The 16,044-nt window shown below is 67.6% G+C and carries 20 protein-coding genes, 1 tRNA gene and 1 pseudogene; 14 read left to right on the forward strand and 8 right to left on the reverse strand.

Annotated elements, in window-relative coordinates; translation table 11 throughout:
* Positions 1-14 precede the first annotated feature (14 nt).
* Entirely contained in the window at positions 15-1,199 is a 1,185-nt protein-coding gene (locus tag GGQ80_RS04990; RefSeq protein WP_183982776.1) for a glycosyltransferase family 4 protein, read from the forward strand.
* A gap of 96 nt (positions 1,200-1,295) precedes the next feature.
* Here GGQ80_RS04990 and GGQ80_RS04995 read toward each other — a convergent pair whose 3' ends face one another.
* The gene (locus tag GGQ80_RS04995; RefSeq protein ID WP_183982777.1) at positions 1,296-1,586 is read right to left on the reverse strand and encodes a DUF2218 domain-containing protein; all 291 of its coding nucleotides are present in this window, start codon (positions 1,584-1,586) and stop codon (positions 1,296-1,298) included.
* Positions 1,583-2,203 carry a PadR family transcriptional regulator gene (locus GGQ80_RS05000; protein WP_183982961.1) on the reverse strand — a complete coding sequence of 207 codons (621 nt, stop codon included), beginning with the start codon at positions 2,201-2,203 and terminating at the stop codon, positions 1,583-1,585. The genes GGQ80_RS04995 and GGQ80_RS05000 overlap by 4 nt, the downstream gene beginning before the upstream one ends.
* 134 nt (positions 2,204-2,337) lie before the next feature.
* Here GGQ80_RS05000 and GGQ80_RS05005 point away from each other — a divergent pair, with 134 nt between their 5' ends.
* The 6 genes from GGQ80_RS05005 to GGQ80_RS05030 all read left to right on the forward strand — a co-directional run bounded on the left by GGQ80_RS05005 (position 2,338) and on the right by GGQ80_RS05030 (position 6,772).
* Complete coding sequence (locus tag GGQ80_RS05005; RefSeq protein ID WP_183982962.1) at positions 2,338-3,651, forward strand: replication-associated recombination protein A; 1,314 nt, start codon at positions 2,338-2,340, stop codon at positions 3,649-3,651.
* A 54-nt stretch (positions 3,652-3,705) separates the two neighbouring features.
* Positions 3,706-5,094: a serine hydrolase domain-containing protein gene (locus GGQ80_RS05010; protein WP_183982778.1), complete on the forward strand. Its 1,389-nt coding sequence runs from the start codon at positions 3,706-3,708 to the stop codon at positions 5,092-5,094.
* Positions 5,091-5,435 (forward strand): MmcQ/YjbR family DNA-binding protein, encoded by a 345-nt coding sequence (locus tag GGQ80_RS05015; RefSeq protein WP_183982779.1) that lies wholly within the window; start codon positions 5,091-5,093, stop codon positions 5,433-5,435. Before GGQ80_RS05010 ends, GGQ80_RS05015 begins: the two co-directional genes overlap by 4 nt.
* Positions 5,419-6,279, forward strand: coding sequence for a hypothetical protein (locus GGQ80_RS05020; RefSeq protein ID WP_183982780.1), 861 nt, complete (start codon positions 5,419-5,421; stop codon positions 6,277-6,279). Before GGQ80_RS05015 ends, GGQ80_RS05020 begins: the two co-directional genes overlap by 17 nt.
* Positions 6,280-6,298: 19 nt before the next feature.
* Positions 6,299-6,374, forward strand: a tRNA-Thr gene (locus GGQ80_RS05025).
* Between the two features lie 254 nt (positions 6,375-6,628).
* Entirely contained in the window at positions 6,629-6,772 is a 144-nt protein-coding gene (locus tag GGQ80_RS05030) for a hypothetical protein (protein ID WP_183982781.1), read from the forward strand.
* Between the two features lie 169 nt (positions 6,773-6,941).
* Here the strand turns inward: GGQ80_RS05030 and GGQ80_RS05035 are convergent, their stop codons facing one another.
* From GGQ80_RS05035 to GGQ80_RS05060, 6 genes are all read right to left on the reverse strand, one after another.
* Positions 6,942-7,898, reverse strand: a complete 957-nt coding sequence (locus tag GGQ80_RS05035; RefSeq protein WP_183982782.1) for a DUF2971 domain-containing protein — start codon at positions 7,896-7,898, stop codon at positions 6,942-6,944.
* A 129-nt stretch (positions 7,899-8,027) separates the two neighbouring features.
* Complete coding sequence (locus tag GGQ80_RS05040; RefSeq protein WP_183982783.1) at positions 8,028-8,438, reverse strand: hypothetical protein; 411 nt, start codon at positions 8,436-8,438, stop codon at positions 8,028-8,030.
* A 75-nt stretch (positions 8,439-8,513) separates the two neighbouring features.
* A complete protein-coding gene (locus GGQ80_RS05045; protein ID WP_183982784.1) occupies positions 8,514-8,993 on the reverse strand; it encodes a hypothetical protein in 480 nt (159 codons plus the stop codon).
* A gap of 47 nt (positions 8,994-9,040) precedes the next feature.
* Entirely contained in the window at positions 9,041-9,391 is a 351-nt protein-coding gene (locus GGQ80_RS05050) for a hypothetical protein (protein WP_183982785.1), read from the reverse strand.
* Between the two features lie 29 nt (positions 9,392-9,420).
* Complete coding sequence (locus GGQ80_RS05055; protein WP_281375326.1) at positions 9,421-9,867, reverse strand: LuxR C-terminal-related transcriptional regulator; 447 nt, start codon at positions 9,865-9,867, stop codon at positions 9,421-9,423.
* An 82-nt stretch (positions 9,868-9,949) separates the two neighbouring features.
* On the reverse strand, positions 9,950-10,477 hold the full coding sequence (locus GGQ80_RS05060) for a helix-turn-helix domain-containing protein (RefSeq protein WP_183982787.1): 528 nt from the start codon (positions 10,475-10,477) through the stop codon (positions 9,950-9,952).
* A 54-nt stretch (positions 10,478-10,531) separates the two neighbouring features.
* Between GGQ80_RS05060 and GGQ80_RS18800 the strand changes: the two genes are divergently transcribed.
* From GGQ80_RS18800 to pyrF, 7 genes and pseudogenes are all read left to right on the forward strand, one after another.
* Entirely contained in the window at positions 10,532-10,840 is a 309-nt protein-coding gene (locus GGQ80_RS18800; protein ID WP_183982788.1) for a transcriptional regulator, read from the forward strand.
* A pseudogene (locus GGQ80_RS18805) lies at positions 10,803-11,024 on the forward strand (site-specific integrase); the annotation flags it as partial. The gene GGQ80_RS18800 and the pseudogene GGQ80_RS18805, both read left to right, overlap by 38 nt.
* A 164-nt stretch (positions 11,025-11,188) precedes the next feature.
* Positions 11,189-11,746, forward strand: a complete 558-nt coding sequence (locus GGQ80_RS18410; protein ID WP_246346860.1) for a tyrosine-type recombinase/integrase — start codon at positions 11,189-11,191, stop codon at positions 11,744-11,746.
* A 58-nt stretch (positions 11,747-11,804) separates the two neighbouring features.
* Positions 11,805-12,515, forward strand: coding sequence for an endonuclease/exonuclease/phosphatase family protein (locus GGQ80_RS05080; RefSeq protein WP_183982791.1), 711 nt, complete (start codon positions 11,805-11,807; stop codon positions 12,513-12,515).
* Positions 12,515-14,803 carry a patatin-like protein gene (locus GGQ80_RS05085; protein WP_183982792.1) on the forward strand — a complete coding sequence of 763 codons (2,289 nt, stop codon included), beginning with the start codon at positions 12,515-12,517 and terminating at the stop codon, positions 14,801-14,803. Before GGQ80_RS05080 ends, GGQ80_RS05085 begins: the two co-directional genes overlap by 1 nt.
* An 80-nt stretch (positions 14,804-14,883) precedes the next feature.
* Positions 14,884-15,243: a hypothetical protein gene (locus GGQ80_RS05090; RefSeq protein WP_246346861.1), complete on the forward strand. Its 360-nt coding sequence runs from the start codon at positions 14,884-14,886 to the stop codon at positions 15,241-15,243.
* Positions 15,240-15,914 (forward strand): orotidine-5'-phosphate decarboxylase, encoded by a 675-nt coding sequence (pyrF, locus tag GGQ80_RS05095; RefSeq protein ID WP_183982793.1) that lies wholly within the window; start codon positions 15,240-15,242, stop codon positions 15,912-15,914. The genes GGQ80_RS05090 and pyrF overlap by 4 nt, the downstream gene beginning before the upstream one ends.
* Positions 15,915-16,044 lie beyond the last annotated feature (130 nt).

Consider the following 16,044-nt stretch of genomic DNA (forward strand, 5'->3'; position numbering starts at 1 on the left):
TATCCGCCGCTGCCATGCAGCCGCCCGTCACGTCCAGCGACCTTCGCGTTGCGCTCTTCAGCGGCAACTACAACTACACGCGTGACGGCGCGAACCAGGCGCTGAACCTGCTCGTCGGGCACCTGTTGAAGCGCGGGGTCCACGTCCGCGTCTATTCGCCGACGCTCGAGACGCCCGCCTTCCCGCCGACCGGCGATCTCGTCAGCGTCCCCGCCATCCCGATGCCCGGCGGCCGCGCCGAATATCGCCTCGGCCGTTATCTTCCCGCCGAAACCCGCCGCGACCTGGAGGCATTCGCCCCCAACATCGTCCACGCCTCGGCGCCCGAATTCCTCAATCACGGCGCGGTCACCTGGGCGAAGAAGCACGGCATCGCGACGGTAGCCTCGGTCCACACCCGCTTCGAAACCTATTTCCGCTATTACCACATCGGCTTTGTCGAGCCGCTGATCCAATGGATCCTCACCCGCTTCTACAATCGCGTCGACCAGGTCATGGTGCCGTCGCCCAGCATGGGCACGCTGCTGAAATCCTGGGGCGTCGAGACGCCGATCGGCATCTGGAGCCGCGGCATCGACCATGACCGCTTCCACCCCAGCCGCCGCAGCCTCGAGTGGCGGCGCAGCCTCGGCATCGCCGACGACGAGATCGCGATCGGCTTCCTCGGCCGACTAGTGAAGGAAAAGGGCCTCGACGTGTTCGCTGACGTCCTCGCCGAGCTTACCCGCCGCGGCGTGCCGCACAAGGCGCTGGTCGTCGGCAAGGGCCCGGCGCAGGAATGGTTCGCCGCCCAGGCACCCGGCGCCGTGTTCGCCGGCTTCCAGTCTGGGGACGACCTGGGCCGCGCGGTCGCGTCGATGGACGTATTCTTCAACCCCTCGATCACCGAAACGTTCGGCAACGTCACCACCGAAGCGATGGCCGCCAGCGTCCCCGTCGTCGCCGCCCGTGCGACGGGGGCAGTCGACTTGGTCGACGACGGCGTCACCGGCTTCCTGGTCGAGCCGACCGACATCAAGGGCTATGCCGACGCGATCCAGCGCATCGTCGAGGAACCCGCCCTGCGCGCCAGCATGGGCGAGGCGGGACACGCCAAGGCGGCGAACTATCGCTGGGACATTGCGAACCAGGCGATGCTGGATGCGTATCTGGCGCTACTCAAGTCCTCCCCGGCACGGGGAGGGGGACCGCGCCCGTAAGGGCGTGGTGGAGGGGCAGCCACAAGCGTCCCCGCCCGGCTTCCGCCCCTCCACCATCGCTGCGCGATGGTCCCCCACCCCGTTCCGGGGAGCGGTTCAGGGTTGCCGCCACTCGAACGTCAGCGCCCCCTCGCGGAACGCAAAGCGATTGAGGTGCTCCTCCACTACCGTGCGCATCCGCGCGGCGTCGCCATCCTCGGGCACCGTCAGCACCAGATCGAGCGTCTCGCTATCCGCCCGCATCTCCAGCCGCGACGCGTTGGGAAATTCGATCGTCCCCTCTTCCGCGGAATAGGTGACGGCCATCTTGTGGCTCCAATGCTTCGCCAGCTGTTGCAGATAGCGGCTCGCCGACAGCGTCGGCACGCGGGCGACCGAGGCGCTCACTTCAGCCGCTCGATCTTGCGCGCGACCTCGTCGAGCAGGTCCGCCACATCGTGCGCCGCCTCGTCGGACAGCGCGCCCGCTTCCAGCTTGTTCTGCAAGACGGCACGCAAATTGTGCATCGCCCGCCGGATCGGCGCGCGGTCGGAACGCGCCCGATGCTCGCCCAGCGCCTGGAGCCGCGCGATCAGCGCCGCGACCGCCTCCGCATTCTCCGCCAGGTGCTGGCGACCCACCTCGGTGATCGCATAGCGCTTCCTGGCGCCCTCGCTCTCCTGCTGCTCGATCTGCCCCAGCTCGTCGAGCAGCGTCAGGGTCGGATAGACGACGCCCGGGCTCGGCGCATAGGCGCCGTTGGTGAACGCCTCGATCGCCTTGATCAGCTCATAACCGGCGAGCGGCTGGTCGCCGATTAGCTTGAGCAGCACCAGCCGCAGCTCGCCGCCGTCGAACATCCGCCGACTACGCCCGCCACCGCCGCCGCCGCGCCCCTCGCCGAACATCTCGGCGAAACGATGCTCCAGCCGCTCGTTCCACTGTTCCCATCCGCCGCGCGGCGCGAAGCCGCGAGCGCGCGCGTCTCGGTATCGCCCTTCGTTGCAATGCCTATGTCCGAACATCATCATATTCCTGTCTATCGTGATCATCGTAAGATATATCTCAGTGAATGGTAGTCAAGATATATCTTGTACTTTCTCTACTGGCAGGCAAAGAGGCCCTCCCCGCAAAGGCCGAGACCCACTAGATGAAGCCGATGCCCGACCTGCTCACCGGCCTCGAACCCGAACCGGTCCCCACCGCTCCGGCCGCCGACGCCCCCCTCGCCGACCGGCTCCGACCGCAGCGGTTGGAGGATGTCGTCGGCCAGGAACATCTCACCGGCCCCGATGGCGCGATCGGCAGGATGGTCGCCGCCGGCCGCCTGTCGTCGATGATCCTCTGGGGCCCGCCCGGCACCGGCAAGACCACCATTGCCCGCCTGCTTGCCGATGCGGTCGGTCTCCGCTTCGTCGCGATCAGCGCCGTCTTCAGCGGCGTCGCCGACCTCAAGAAGGCCTTCGCCAACGCTCGCGAGCATGCCCGCCTCGGCAAGCGCACGCTGCTGTTCGTGGACGAGATCCATCGCTTCAACCGCGCGCAGCAGGACGGTTTCCTTCCGTACGTCGAGGATGGCACCGTCACCCTCGTCGGCGCGACCACCGAGAATCCGTCGTTCGAGCTCAACGCCGCCGTGCTCAGCCGCGCGCAGGTGCTGATCCTCCACCGTCTCGGCCCGCCGGCGCTGACCAAGCTGCTCGACCGCGCCGAAGCGCTCGAGGGCCGCCCCCTGCCCCTGACGCCCGAGGCACGCGACGCGATGGTTGCGCAGGCCGATGGCGACGGCCGCTTCCTCCTCAACCAGGCGGAGACGCTGTTTTCGGTCGACCTGCCCGAACCGCTCGATCCCGCCGGCCTGTCGGGCTTCCTCCAGCGCCGCGTCGCCGTCTACGACAAGGACCGCGAAGGCCATTACAACCTCATCAGCGCACTGCATAAATCGATCCGCGGCTCCGACCCGCAGGCCGCGCTCTACTATCTCGCGCGAATGCTGACCGCGGGGGAGGAGCCGCTCTACGTCCTGCGCCGTCTGACCCGCGCCGCGGTCGAGGACATCGGCCTCGCTGACCCCCAGGCGCTGGTGCAATGCATCGCCGCCAAGGACACCTACGACTTCCTCGGCTCGCCCGAGGGCGAACTCGCGATCGCGCAGGCCTGCCTCTATCTCGCCACCGCCCCCAAATCGAATGCCGCCTACAAGGCGCAAAAGGCCGCCTGGCGATCGGCGAAGGAAACCGGCAGCCTGATGCCCCCCGCCAACATCCTCAATGCGCCGACCAAGCTGATGAAGCAGATCGGCTATGGTGCGAACTATCAGTACGACCACGACGCCGACGGCGGCTTCTCCGGCGCCAATTACTGGCCCGACGAGATGACGCCGCAGCGCTTCTACGACCCCACCGACCGCGGCTTCGAAAAGCGCCTCGCCGAACGCCTCGCCTGGTGGGACGAGCGGCGCCAGCAACGCTGATTTGCGCTCGACCTTGCCCTTCCCATGCCGACGAAGCTCTGCTCTGTTCGCCCAATGGCTTATCGGCACCGTCTCGCAGCACTCGCCACCCTTCTGCCCCTCGCCGGCGCAGCGCCCGCCCAGCAGGTCCCCGCCACGCCGCCGGCGCCCTACGCCCGCGCCATCGCCGCCGGGTACAAGGCGCTCACGCTGTGCGAGGGCATCTTCGCCGCCGGCCGCAGCCAAGCGCAGATCGACGCCACCGAGCTGAAGGGGATCTACCCGGAATATGACGCGATCGTGCCGACGCTCACCGCCACGGTCGAGCCGTCGACGCTGGACGTCACCGTGCCGTTCACCGCCGACCTGCCGCCGCGCCGCGCGTCTTACTACCGCGAGTTCGGCTGCGTCCTGTCGCCGATCGGCGCCACCTTCCAACCGTTGCGTCGCGACGCCTTTCCGCTCGACCAGGCTCCCGCTCCGGCAAACCCCGCCCCCTGGCCGCAGGGCGATGCCGGCATCGCGCCACGGCCCTCGGCCGCCCTCGCCTCGACCGTCGCTAGCGCCTTCGACGCCGCGACCTATGGCAGCGGCACGACAACCGGTGTCGTCGTCCTGCGCGACGGCAAGGTCGTCGCCGAACGCTACGCCGCCGGATGGGGCCCTCTGATCCCGAACCGCACCTGGTCGGTCGCCAAGAGCATGGCCGGCACGTTGATCGGCCTCGTCAGGCAGCAGCTCGATATCGACGTGAATGCCCCGACGCGGTTGCCCGAATGGAACAAGGACGATCCGCGCGCCGCCATCACGCTCGACCAGCTCATGCGCATGGCATCGGGCCTTCACGGCGACACCGCCGGCAGCCGAACCGACGCGCTGTACTTCGGCGGCAGCACCGTCTCCGAAACCGCCGCCGCCTCGCCGCTCGAGGCAAGGCCGGGCACGCGGTTTCGCTATGCCAACAACGACATCGTCCTCGCCGTCCGCGCAATCAGGGGGCGCATGGCTGATGACGATCGCTACCTTGCCTGGCCCGCCACCCGTCTGTTCGCACCGCTCGGGATGAACCACACCACCGCCGGCATCGACTGGCAACGCAACTTCATCCTCTCCAGCCAGGTCTGGTCCACCGCCCGCGACTTCGCCCGACTCGGCCAGTTCTGGCTCCAGGACGGCGTGTGGCAAGGCAAGCGTCTGCTGCCCGATGGCTGGATGCGCTACATGACGACGCCCTCGGGGCCGCAGCCGCAGGGCGACGGCCCGGGCTATGGCGCGACGATGTGGCTGTTCGGCCCGAAGCAGGGCCTGCCCGCCGGCAGCTACGCCGCGCAGGGCAATCGCGGCCAGTACATCATGGTCGTTCCCTCGGCCCGGCTCGTCGTCGTCCGACGCGGCGAGGATGCCGGCGCAGCGCGCTTCGACATCGCCCGCTTCACCGCCGACGTCTTCGCGGCCCGGCCATGAAGGACTGGGACGCGATCGTCACCGCCGCGCTTGCCCTCCCCGGCGTCGAGCAGGGCACCAGCTACGGCAAGCCCGCGGTCAAGATGCGCGGCAAGATGCTGGCCGCGACCACCGCGCCGGCCGACGACAGCTTCGTCCTCGCCGTTACGCTCGACGACAAGGACGTGCTGATCGAGCACGACCCAGCCACTTTCTGGCAGACCCCGCACTATGATGGCTGGCCCGCCGTGCTCGTGCGCTACGGCACCCCGGCTACCGATCGGATCGCCACGCTGCTCGCCCGTGCCTGGTGGGATCGCGCCACCGTCGCCCAGCGGAAGGCTTATGGCCCCCGCCCCTGATCGCTTCGCCCGCTTCGCCGCTGTCGACTGGTCGGGTGCAAGGGGCAGCCGTCACAAGGGCATCGCGCTGGCGCTGTGCGAGGCCGGCGACGACGCCCCGCGCCTCGTCGAACCGCCCGCCGGCGCGTGGTCGCGAAGCGCCGTTCTCGGGTGGCTGCTGGCCCATGCCGACGAGCCGCTGCTGATCGGCTTCGACTTCAGCTTCTCGGCGCCCTTCGTCGACCGCGGCGCCCATCTGCCCGGCGAGCCGGCCACCGCCGATGCCCGCGCGCTATGGGCGCAGGTCGACGCCGCCAGCGCCGACGACGACCTCGGCGCCGCCAGCTTCCTCGAGGCGCGTCGCGGCACCCATTTCTACTTCGGCGCGGCGGACGGGGAGAAGGCTCGCTTCCTCCATTGGCGCGTCTGCGAAACCACGTCCGACGGCACGCGAAAGCCCTCCACCGTCTACGATGCGATCGGCGCGTCGCAGGTAGCCAAGGCAAGCTTCGCCGGCATGCGCTTCCTCCACCACCTCGATGGCCGGGTGGCGGTATGGCCGTTCGATCCGCTGCCAGGCGCCGGCGCGCTGGTGGTCGAGATCTACACCACCATCGCCGCCCGCGCTGCCGGCATTCCGAAGGGCCGCAGCAAGATGCGCGACGCCGCCGCGCTCGACGCCGCCCTCGCCGCGCTGGGCAGTCATCCCCACGCGCCCCTCGCCCGCTACGACGACCATGCCACCGACGCGATCCTCACCGCCGCCTGGCTTCGCCACGCCGTCACCGACGCCGCGCTGTGGCACCCGCCCCGCCTGACCGATGAGGTCGCGCAAACGGAAGGCTGGACGTTCGGCGTCCGCTGACGCTAGGGATCGCGCCAGTGCCGGTTTAGCTCAGCTGGTAGAGCAGCGGTTTTGTAAACCGAAGGTCGCGGGTTCGATTCCTGCAACCGGCACCAGCTTTCCCGCGGGTTTCAGCCAGTTCTGGCCCGCGGAGAAAGCGCGAAACGCGCAAATCGCTGCGGTTCGCGACGACACAGTCGACGGCACAATCTGTTCGCCCCCCATTCCCGCCCGGGGCCTGAAACGGTGTCGCATACCGTGCCGGCACGCCTTGCACCTCAGGGCGCGAAGACGCGGCAAGTGCTCTTCCGGGAACGGCTCGGGCGTGTGGGGCGCATCACCGTTCACGCCCCAGCCCAGGCGATCCATGATGTCGGTAAGCAGCTCGCGGCTCTTCGTGACGTCGCGGATGACGATGCCGCGCTGCACGCCGCGGCTGCGCTCGATGATGCCGGCCTCCTCGAGCTGGGCCAGCAGCACCTTCACGCGGGTGACGCTGACCTTCAGCTCGTGAGAGATCTCGAGCAGGCTCGGACTGCGCCGATCGCGGACCAGCTTTTCCATGATGAACGCCAGCGCCTGGTCCCTGCGCCGCGGCGCCGGACGACGACCCGATGCTCCACGCTGCCAATATCCCCCGGAACCGCGAACATAGGGTGAATGGCCTGCACGTCCAGCCCTTGCTATCTCGCGTGGCGTAGCGGGATGTCTGACGCAGTAATCAGATCATACGCGTTGCCAACGCCGGCGTCCGACAGCTCCTGTACCAGCGCCTCGATGCATTGCGTCGGATATTGGCAAGGACCAACAACTAAGCCATGGAAAACGTCAGCAAAGTTAAATAGTGGCCCAAGCTTTGGATTGGTCCGCTCCAAGGGAAGCGGCAAAATCACCTGTGGGAGCCCCTGAACGCATTTTCTAATCGTTCCAAAATCGGCTCCGTCTACGAAGAGAGAATAGATCAACCGCCACTCTTGTTCTTCCTCAAAACCTTTATGCTTCGCGGTAAGCACTGCCTCTTGGAGCAACCGGTAAAGAAGACTCACCGTTCTAGAGGGCTCAGCGCTGAGTGGTCCAGCAAATCCTGCCAGCGTATCCAGCAAGTCGATAAAAAATTGCTCGAACGCATGATCACCATATCGCACTGGATGAAGCATAGCTGCATATGGATCCTCCCGCGCCAGTAGATCGGCAAGGTTGAAGATGATCGCCACACCCCCGTCAAGGCCTCCGTAAGCACGCCACATTGAAAGTCGGCCAAGCTTCTCGTCGGCCTTGATAACAGAAAGGGAGCTTATGTAGGTCTGGGATTTAAGGACATCCTCTAACCCACGAAGCCATGATAGTGTCAAACGCTCCACGTCCGGGTGGATCATAGCAGTTACGGTTGAAAACCGTTCCGCGTACTTATTGAGACAAGCATTTAACAGCTTTGTCCCATATTCGATCTCCGAGAAGTCATTCATCAGCGCGGCATTGCGTAACCATAGTGACTTCCCGCTGATGATGTCCATAGCGGTGCCAGCAGCGGTATAATGAGCAAGCTTCTCTCCCTGCACCTCCAACATGGCGAGCGCCCGGTTTCGGTGTCCTCTCAATAGCCTGGCACAATTGTCGAAGGAGATCGGGTTACCGGTCATGCCAATCCCCTAAAGTGTGCCTGCGGCGGAGGTACCCTCCGCCATGGCGCCGCGGAAGGCGCGGATTAGCGCGATTTTGCGCAGCGTGGAGCCTTACGATACCCGCCCGGTACCCGCATGGCTCTCGGGTCAGATCATCGAGAAGACCGCTAGTCCGACGACGATCAGGACGATGATCCCTACCGCGGTCATCGTCACGCGATCGCGACCGGCGCCGATTGACATCGGATCGATCGGCACAGCTGCCTCCAATTCGGGGCCGTTGCCGAGGTCGGAAGGTCCAATCGGCGCACGCAGCGGCGTGGCAGCCATCGCTTGGGGGCGCATCGATTCGACGATCGCCCCGGCGCCCACGAACACCGCACCTGCCACGAAGATTGCGAGGCCGGCCATGAACGCCAGCTGCTGATATTGAAGCAGCCCCAGATTCAGGGTCGACGCCACCGGCAAGCTGGTGATCGCGGCGAGGACCGGATCGTTCGGTACTGATGTTCGCATCAGCAGCGACAGCAAGGCGGCCGCGGCGCCACCAACCATCATCCAAATACCCAGTAATTTCACCCCTCATGCCCCCTGCAAGATCGCCCCCTTACTCGGCAGGGGTGTTCCTTGAGCCTAATTCAGATCAGTCGATCGGAATGTGCCTCGTGAGCGTAGCCCCGCGTGCTTCCATGCGGGATCAACGACCCCTGTCTGAAGCCGTCGCTGATGGCGCCATGCGCCAACGGCAGTTGCGAGTAGCATCGGGTACGCCCAAAACTGCGCCTGGATGGCATAGCCCGCTGGATACATGCCCGGATCCAGGCCCTTACCCAGATGGACAAGGATCGTCGTCAACTGCCACGCTGCCACGTACAGCGGCCAGAACCGCGTCGATCGCCAAGCAAGGACGAAGAGCGCCAGGAACAACGCTCCATCGATCAATGCGCCCGCAAACTCGATCGATCGATAGTCGGCTTTCGCCAAGTGGAGCGGCATGCCGGCAGCGAACGCGGCGAGCTGAAGTGCCGCCGACCAGCGTTCCGGTGCGCCGCCTCGCAGCAGCGCATAGCCGCAGCAGCTCGCCAACAGCACCAGGAACAAGGGAAAGCTCACGTCGCCTGTCGTCCTCCGCAACCAACTGTGCCGTCAAGCCAAGATCGTCAGGCGACGATCTTGAGCGGTGCGGCCACGCCATTCGGTCCACCGCTGTCGGGCGTGTCGCCATAATCGCCATAGGCGTGGATCGGCATCCGCATCCCGTCGCGAACCGCGCGGAAGTCGTAGTGGGCGCGGTTTACATGGCTGCGCGCCGTGGCGAGCAGCGGCGCCATGCCGGCGACGCGCTCGAACCCGTCCAGGCCGGCGTCGAGCGGCAGGTTGGCCTTGCGGCGCGCCTCGATCAGCGTCGACTGCAGCCCGGCCTGGGCGATCATCGCCGCGTCGATCAGCGCCTCGAGCTTGACCAACTGCTCGGTAACGTCACGCACCGCCGTCATCTTGGTATTCAGCATGAGCCCTCCTCGCGGGAGAGCCCCGCGGTTTACATCAGGTGCCGGACGACGCGAATGGCCGGCAGGGCGACCGAAGGAAGCCCGCTGCCCATCGCCACGATCATCGCCAGCGCCACGATCAGCCCGGCCGCGATCACCGCGACCCAGATTGCCGTCTGCTTCAGCGAGAACGTGTTGAGCGGCTGGTACCGCGACCGCCAGGGCCGCGCCGCCGGCTGCTCATCCGTCGACGTCGGCATCGATGCGTCGGCGATCGGCCCGGCGAATAGCGGCGTTAAATCACCCCCTGATTCGGTACGGGGGGGTCCGAAGAGCATCACGGCCGCCTCGCGCCGATCGCGCGCGCCCAGCTCCTCGACGGCGGCGCCGATATATCCGTCGACCGTCGACTTGCTGATCCCTAGCTCGGCCGCGATCTCGCGCGACTTCTTGCGCTCCCACACCAGGCGCATGCACTCGTGGGCGCGGGGTGTCATCGCGCTTGCCGCCCGATGAGGATGCTGATGGCGGCGCCGGCGTGCGCGATCGGCTGCACGGCGTGCGAAACGCGGTGCGCCGTCACCGTGCGGATCCGCGATGCGGCGTGGCGGGCGGTCCAGGATCTGCGGTCGACGCCCGGGCCGTCGCCGGCCGCGGCGGCCGCGCGTCTCGAAGAACTGACAGCCCGGTGGGAAGCGACTGCGCGAGCAGCCGAGCTTGCTCGGCCAGCGGCTTCGCCTGATCGATCCCCGTCAGCAGCGCCTCGAACATCTCGGTCAGGGCATCTTCATTAGGGAGGTGGACTTGTAGCCAAATCGCCGGCGCAGGTGCAACTGGTGCCCCCTCGTCGGGATCGTCGAGTTCTCCGTAAAGATATTCGGGCGTCGTCAGCAGCGCGCGCGCGATCTTGAAGATCGATCGAGACGAGCGTGATTCGCCATTGATCAACGAGTTGATCGTCGACTGTCGCACACCGACCCGCCGAGCAAGCTCAGCCTGGGAAATGCCGACGACCTTTCGCCGCTCCTCGATGCGCTCGCCCAAAGTCACAGACGGCTTATCTAATGATGACCCGTTAGCCGCGAGTTCGTTTTTCCTGTTGATCACCTACCGTTTACTCGTTAGCCAAATCGTATAGCGCTCGAACACAAGTCAGTTTCGGTGATCGCATTGGCGGTCCGCAAGGCGGGCTCTCAGTCGAAGTTCGGCCGCCTGGTCGGCACGCCGCAGTCGACTGTTCGCGAATGGCTCCCCAAGGGACGCGTGGGCGACCGCTCCGTCCTGAAGGTCGAGGCGGCGACAGGCGTCTCCCGCCATGACCTCCGCCCCGATCTTTACCCGCACGAATCGGCTGCCCGCACCGGTGCCTCGGACAGGCTCAAGATCATGTCGGCTATGGCATTGCCGGTCCGGTCGCCTGGCCTGACGCCGCGTGTCGTGGAACGAGGCGGTCTCCGGCAGCCTGGGTAAAGCAACGTTCGCCCGGTACGTGTGCAGCCTACGCCAGCTAAGCAATTTTTTGGATCCGCTGATCGTCCAAGAAATGACGGCCGACACGCTGAAGGATATCGTGAAGGCGCGTCGCCGTGCCGGCGTAAAGGACGCGACGATCCAACGGGACCTGACGGCGATCGGCAGCGTGCTCAACCATGCGGCCGACGAGGGCTGGATCGAAGAGAACCCCGCCGGCGCGCTCTACCTGCGTCGGATCGCGCCCGAGCGCGTGACCTGCATCGTGCTGCCCCAGGAGGCATCGATCGCGATGGTGTTTCCGCGCCTCGACGATCGCGTGCGCGACATGTGCGACGCGTGCGCGACATGTGCGAGTTCACGCGGGAGACGGGGCTCCGCCTCGCCGAATACGTCGAGCTGCGGCACGTCGCCCTGGACCGTGTTGAGCGGACGATCACCGTCGAGAAGGGCAAGGGCAACAAGCTGCGCGTCGTCCCGCTCACGGCTCAGGCTGACGGCTGGCGGCCGGGCGTCGCTCCCCGGGACGAACCGACCGTCGTCATCCTCCACCGGACCGCCTCACCCACGCTGCACCGCAGGAACCGGCGCCGAACCCGCCCGTTGCCGCTTCGCACCGAACAGGGAGTTTGCGCGATGATCCGTATGATGACGGCCGGTACCGCGGCGCTGGCCATGCTCGCTACGCCCGTGGCGGCATCCGCGGGCGGCAAGGCGCGCGGGTCGGCGCCGTCCGCTTCCGCCCTGTCGCTCTCCCCCACCGCCCGCGCCGGCACTGCGGGGAAGCGTTCGACCAAGCTGGGCCAGCAGGGCTACGTCATCGCTGGCGTCCTGGCGCTGGGCGTCGTCGCCGGGGGGATCATCCTCGTCGCGCGCGACGATAACAACGGCCCAAGCAGCAACTGATCGCCGGGCGTCGCGCCCGGTGCAACCAGCAGCGACCTGACGGCGTTACGCTTGCGCAATGTTCGCCAGCCCCACGCTCAAGGTCGCCAGCTACAATATGCGCAAGGGGATCGGCACCGACCGGCGCCGAAGCCCCGAGCGCATCCTCGACGTCCTGCGAGAGGTCGATGCCGACGTCATCGCGCTCCAGGAGGCCGACCGCCGCTTCGGCGAGCGGCAAAGCGTCCTGACCCAACATCTGCTCGACGAGCATAGCGACTGGCGCGCCGTCAATGTCGGCATGCGCGCCGCCAGCATGGGGTGGCACGGCAACGCCATCCTCGTGCGCAAGAGCGCCGACGTCGCCTGTGTCGAACCGCTCCACATCCCCTCGCTCGAGCCACGCGGTGCGGTGATGGCGGAGGTCGGGACGGGCATCGGCCAGCTTCGCATCATCGGCATGCACCTCGACCTGTCGGGCCTCTGGCGCCGGCGTCAGGCGACCGCGATCATGGCCCGCGCCGAAGCTGGCGAGGCTCCACCGCCGCGCGTGCTGATGGGCGATCTGAACGAATGGACCGCCGCGGCCGGTTGCCTGCGCGACTTCGCGCGCGGCTATCGCATCGCCGACACCGGCCCCAGCTTCCACGCCCGCCGCCCCGTCGGTCGGCTCGACCGCATCATGGTGTCGCGCGACCTCGCGGTCCTCGACTGCGGCGTCCATGCCAGCGCGACGTCGCGCAAGGCATCGGATCACCTGCCGATCTGGGCGGTGATCGGCGCTGCCTGATGCGCGAGAAGGAGCTTCGCCTCGCGCTCGTCTGTTACGGCGGCATCAGCCTCGCCGTCTACATGCACGGCATCACCAAGGAGGTCTGGCACCTCGTCCGCGCCAGCCGGGCGCATCATCAGGGCGAACCGATCGCGGGCGGCAGCGCCGCCGTCTACGCCGCGCTGATCGACGAGATCGAGGCGGAGGGTGGCCTTCGCCTGCGCATCCTCGCCGACATCGTCGCCGGCGCGTCGGCGGGCGGGATCAACGGCATCTTCCTGGGCCAGGCGATCGCGACCGGCCAGTCGCTCGATCCGCTCACCGAGCTGTGGCTGACCAGCGCAGATGTCGAGGCGCTGATCGATCCCGAGGCGGCGCCGGCATCGCGCCTGTCGAAGCTGTGGGCGCTGCCGCTTGCCTGGATGGCTGCCGGACGAAGCGCCGACACCGTCGAACGGCTCGACGACGAGCGAACCCGCGACGAGGTGCGTGCCAAGCTGTCGCACTTCGTCCGGTCGCGCTGGTTCGAACCGCCGTTCGGCGGCAAGACCTTCACCAACCTGCTGCTCGACGCCTTCGACGCGATGGCGGCGGCGCCGCGCGGGCCGCGCCTGCTGCCGCCAGGCCAGCCGCTCGACCTGTTCGTCACCGTCACCGACTTCACCGGCCATCCCGAGCGATTGCCGCTCAATTCGCCGCCCGAGGTCGTCGAAACCGAGCATCGCCTCGTCCTCGATTTCTCCGATCATGGCGAGGCGACCGCCTCGATCGCCCCTATTCCCGAACTCGCCTTCGCCGCCCGCGCCACGTCGAGCTTCCCCGGCGCCTTCCCGCCGTTCCAGGTTACCGAACTCGACGCCGTCCTCGCCGATCGCGAGCGCTCGTGGCCCGAGCGACGCGCCTTCCTGCGCCGCATCCTGCCGCGTCAGTCCGCCGCCAACCAGGCGGACAAGGCGGTGTTGATCGACGGTTCGGTGCTCGCCAACGCTCCCTTCCGCCCCGCGATCGACGCCCTGAAGGAACGCCCCGCCCGACGCGAGATCGACCGACGCTTCGTCTACATCGATCCCGCGCCGGGCCAGAAGATTCGCCTGACCGGCAACGGCGGCCAGCCCGGCTTCTTCCAGACCATTCTCGGCTCGCTCAGCGACCTGCCGCGCCAGCAGCCGATCCGCGACAATCTCGATGCGCTCGCCCAGCGCTCGGCGCGGATCGACCGGATGCGTGGCATCGTCACCGCGCTCCGCCCCGAGGTTGAGGACGAGATCGAGCGTGTCTTCGGCCACACCTTCTTCCTCGATCACCCCACCGCCGCCCGCCTGGTCGCATGGCGCCGCCGCGCGCAGCAGGCGGCGGCGGAGCGCGCGGGCTTCGCCTATGCCGCCTACGGCCATCTGAAGCTCGCCGGGGTGGTCGAAACCATCACCCAGCTGCTCTATCGCGCCGGCGGCGAGCCCGGTCGTGCCCGCTGGCGGCGAATCCGCAGCGCGATCGAAACCGCCATCGCCACCAAGGGGTTCGGCGATGCCGGGCCCAGCTTCGCGGGCAAGGAAAGTGCCGCGACGATCGACTTTCTGCGTCGCTACGACCTCGGCTTCCGCATCCGCCGGCTCCGCCTGATGGCGCGCCGCGTCGCCGAGATGGAGGCAGAGCGTGACGACCTCGGCCCGATCCGCGACGCAATCTACGCCGCGCTGTCCGCCTATCTCGACCGCCAGCGGGTCGACGACCATCGCGAGCTTCGCCCCCTCGTCCGCCAGCTTCGCGCCGACGACGCCGATGGCCTGCTGACGGCGCTGTCGGACGCGCTCGACCTGACCGGCCTCGACGCCGCAACCGACGAGCGGCTGGCCGAGGGGCTGGTCGCGCTGAACCGCGAACCGCGCCGCGCGCTGCTGCTGACCTATCTCGGCTTCCCCTATTTCGACACCGCGACCCTCCCGCTTCTCCAGGGCGAGGGGCTCGACGAATTCGATCCCGTGAAGGTCGACCGCATCGCCCCCGACGATGCCACCGCGATCCGCTCGGGTGGCGCGGAAGCGACGCTGAAGGGTATTCAATTCAACAACTTCGGCGCCTTCTTCAGCCGTGCCTACCGTGAGAACGACTATCTGTGGGGACGCCTCCACGGCGCCGAGCGGATGATCGACATCACCGTCTCCACCCTCCCCCGCAGCGTCCGCCTCCGCCCCGGCCGCGTCGCCGCGATCAAGCGCGCGACCTTCCTCGCGATCCTGACCGAGGAGGAACCCCGGCTGACCGCGATCCAGCCGCTGTTCGCGAAGCTGCGGCAGGAGATCGGCTAGTCCGCTCGCGGGACCGACGCCCAAGACTGGCCAACCCCTCCACCCCCCGCTACCCTGTAGTTCCACGACGGGAGACACCGATGCAGTTCCTGAAGATCCTGTTCTGGTGCCTGCTCGCCTTCGTCGCCGCGCTGTTCACTTACGGCAACTGGACGTCCGTGCCGATCCAGCTGTGGAACGGGATGGAGGCGCTGGTCCGTTTGCCCTTCCTGCTGCTGGTCGCGGTGCTGGCGGGCTTCCTGCCGACCTATGCCTATCAGCGCGCGCTGCGCTGGCGCCTCAAGCAGCGGCTGGTGAACGCGGAGCGGCTGGTCGCCGACCTGCGCACCCCCGCTCCCCTCGCCGGCACCTCCTACCCGGCCGATGCCGCGCCGATCCCGACCATCGCCATGTCCCCCGCGGCCGAGGCCGCGCCGCCATCCGAAGGCCGTTTGCTGTGACCAGCCGTATCTACGTCGCGCTCGACACCACCGATCTCGCCCAAGCCAAGTCGATCGCGACCCGCGTCCGCCATCATGTCGGCGGCATCAAGCTCGGCCTCGAATTCTTCTGCGCGCACGGGCAGCATGGCGTCCACGAGATGGCGCAACTCGGCCTGCCGATCTTCCTCGACCTGAAGCTCCACGACATCCCCAACACCGTCGCCAAGGCGGTGCGCGCGCTGGCGCCGCTCGAACCGGCGATCCTGACCGTCCACGCCAGCGGCGGCCGCGCGATGCTCGAGGATGCGAAGGCCGCGGCTCCCTTGAACACAAAGGTCGTCGCGGTCACGATGCTGACCAGCCTCGACGCATCCGACCTGACCGCGACCGGTGTTCAGGGCACGCCCCACGACCAGGTCGTCCGCCTCGCCGCACTGGCGCGCGAATCGGGCGTCGACGGCATCGTCTGCTCGGGCGCCGAAGTGGCCGCGGCCAAGGCGGCCTGGCCCAAGGGCTTCTTCGTCGTCCCCGGCGTTCGCCCCGCCGACGGCCACCATGGCGACCAGAAGCGAGTCGTCACCCCCCGCGCCGCGGTCGACGCCGGCGCCTCGATCCTGGTCATCGGCCGCCCGATCACCCAGGCCGAAGACCCGGACGCCGCAGCGAGGGCAATCAGCGGGACGCTCTGACGGACAGGCCCGACGCTAGTCCACAGTGCTTCCCCTCCCTGGAAGAGAGGGGCTAGGGGTGGGTGCCAACCGCGCAGGAAACCCTCTGCGAGGCTCCACCCACCCCCGACCCCTCCCTTGCCGGGAGTGG

The sequence above is a fragment of the Sphingomonas jinjuensis genome (assembly GCF_014197105.1).
Classification (GTDB): domain Bacteria; phylum Pseudomonadota; class Alphaproteobacteria; order Sphingomonadales; family Sphingomonadaceae; genus Sphingomonas; species Sphingomonas jinjuensis.

Bases quoted from the DNA above. Each gene is read 5' to 3' on its own strand.
- GGQ80_RS05000 (WP_183982961.1), bottom strand. From the start codon at position 2,203: ATGTTCGGACATAGGCATTGCAACGAAGGGCGATACCGAGACGCGCGC.
- GGQ80_RS05040 (WP_183982783.1), bottom strand. From the start codon at position 8,438: ATGATGGTTGGTGGCGCCGCGGCCGCCTTGCTGTCGCTGCTGATGCGA.
- GGQ80_RS05005 (WP_183982962.1), top strand. From the start codon at position 2,338: ATGCCCGACCTGCTCACCGGCCTCGAACCCGAACCGGTCCCCACCGCT.
- GGQ80_RS18410 (WP_246346860.1), top strand. From the start codon at position 11,189: ATGTGCGAGTTCACGCGGGAGACGGGGCTCCGCCTCGCCGAATACGTC.
- GGQ80_RS05035 (WP_183982782.1), bottom strand. From the start codon at position 7,898: ATGACCGGTAACCCGATCTCCTTCGACAATTGTGCCAGGCTATTGAGA.
- GGQ80_RS04990 (WP_183982776.1), top strand. From the start codon at position 15: ATGCAGCCGCCCGTCACGTCCAGCGACCTTCGCGTTGCGCTCTTCAGC.
- GGQ80_RS05050 (WP_183982785.1), bottom strand. From the start codon at position 9,391: ATGCTGAATACCAAGATGACGGCGGTGCGTGACGTTACCGAGCAGTTG.
- GGQ80_RS05010 (WP_183982778.1), top strand. From the start codon at position 3,706: ATGGCTTATCGGCACCGTCTCGCAGCACTCGCCACCCTTCTGCCCCTC.
- GGQ80_RS05085 (WP_183982792.1), top strand. From the start codon at position 12,515: ATGCGCGAGAAGGAGCTTCGCCTCGCGCTCGTCTGTTACGGCGGCATC.
- GGQ80_RS05080 (WP_183982791.1), top strand. From the start codon at position 11,805: ATGTTCGCCAGCCCCACGCTCAAGGTCGCCAGCTACAATATGCGCAAG.
- GGQ80_RS05090 (WP_246346861.1), top strand. From the start codon at position 14,884: ATGCAGTTCCTGAAGATCCTGTTCTGGTGCCTGCTCGCCTTCGTCGCC.
- GGQ80_RS05030 (WP_183982781.1), top strand. From the start codon at position 6,629: ATGTCGGTAAGCAGCTCGCGGCTCTTCGTGACGTCGCGGATGACGATG.
- GGQ80_RS05020 (WP_183982780.1), top strand. From the start codon at position 5,419: ATGGCCCCCGCCCCTGATCGCTTCGCCCGCTTCGCCGCTGTCGACTGG.
- GGQ80_RS05055 (WP_281375326.1), bottom strand. From the start codon at position 9,867: ATGACACCCCGCGCCCACGAGTGCATGCGCCTGGTGTGGGAGCGCAAG.
- GGQ80_RS05015 (WP_183982779.1), top strand. From the start codon at position 5,091: ATGAAGGACTGGGACGCGATCGTCACCGCCGCGCTTGCCCTCCCCGGC.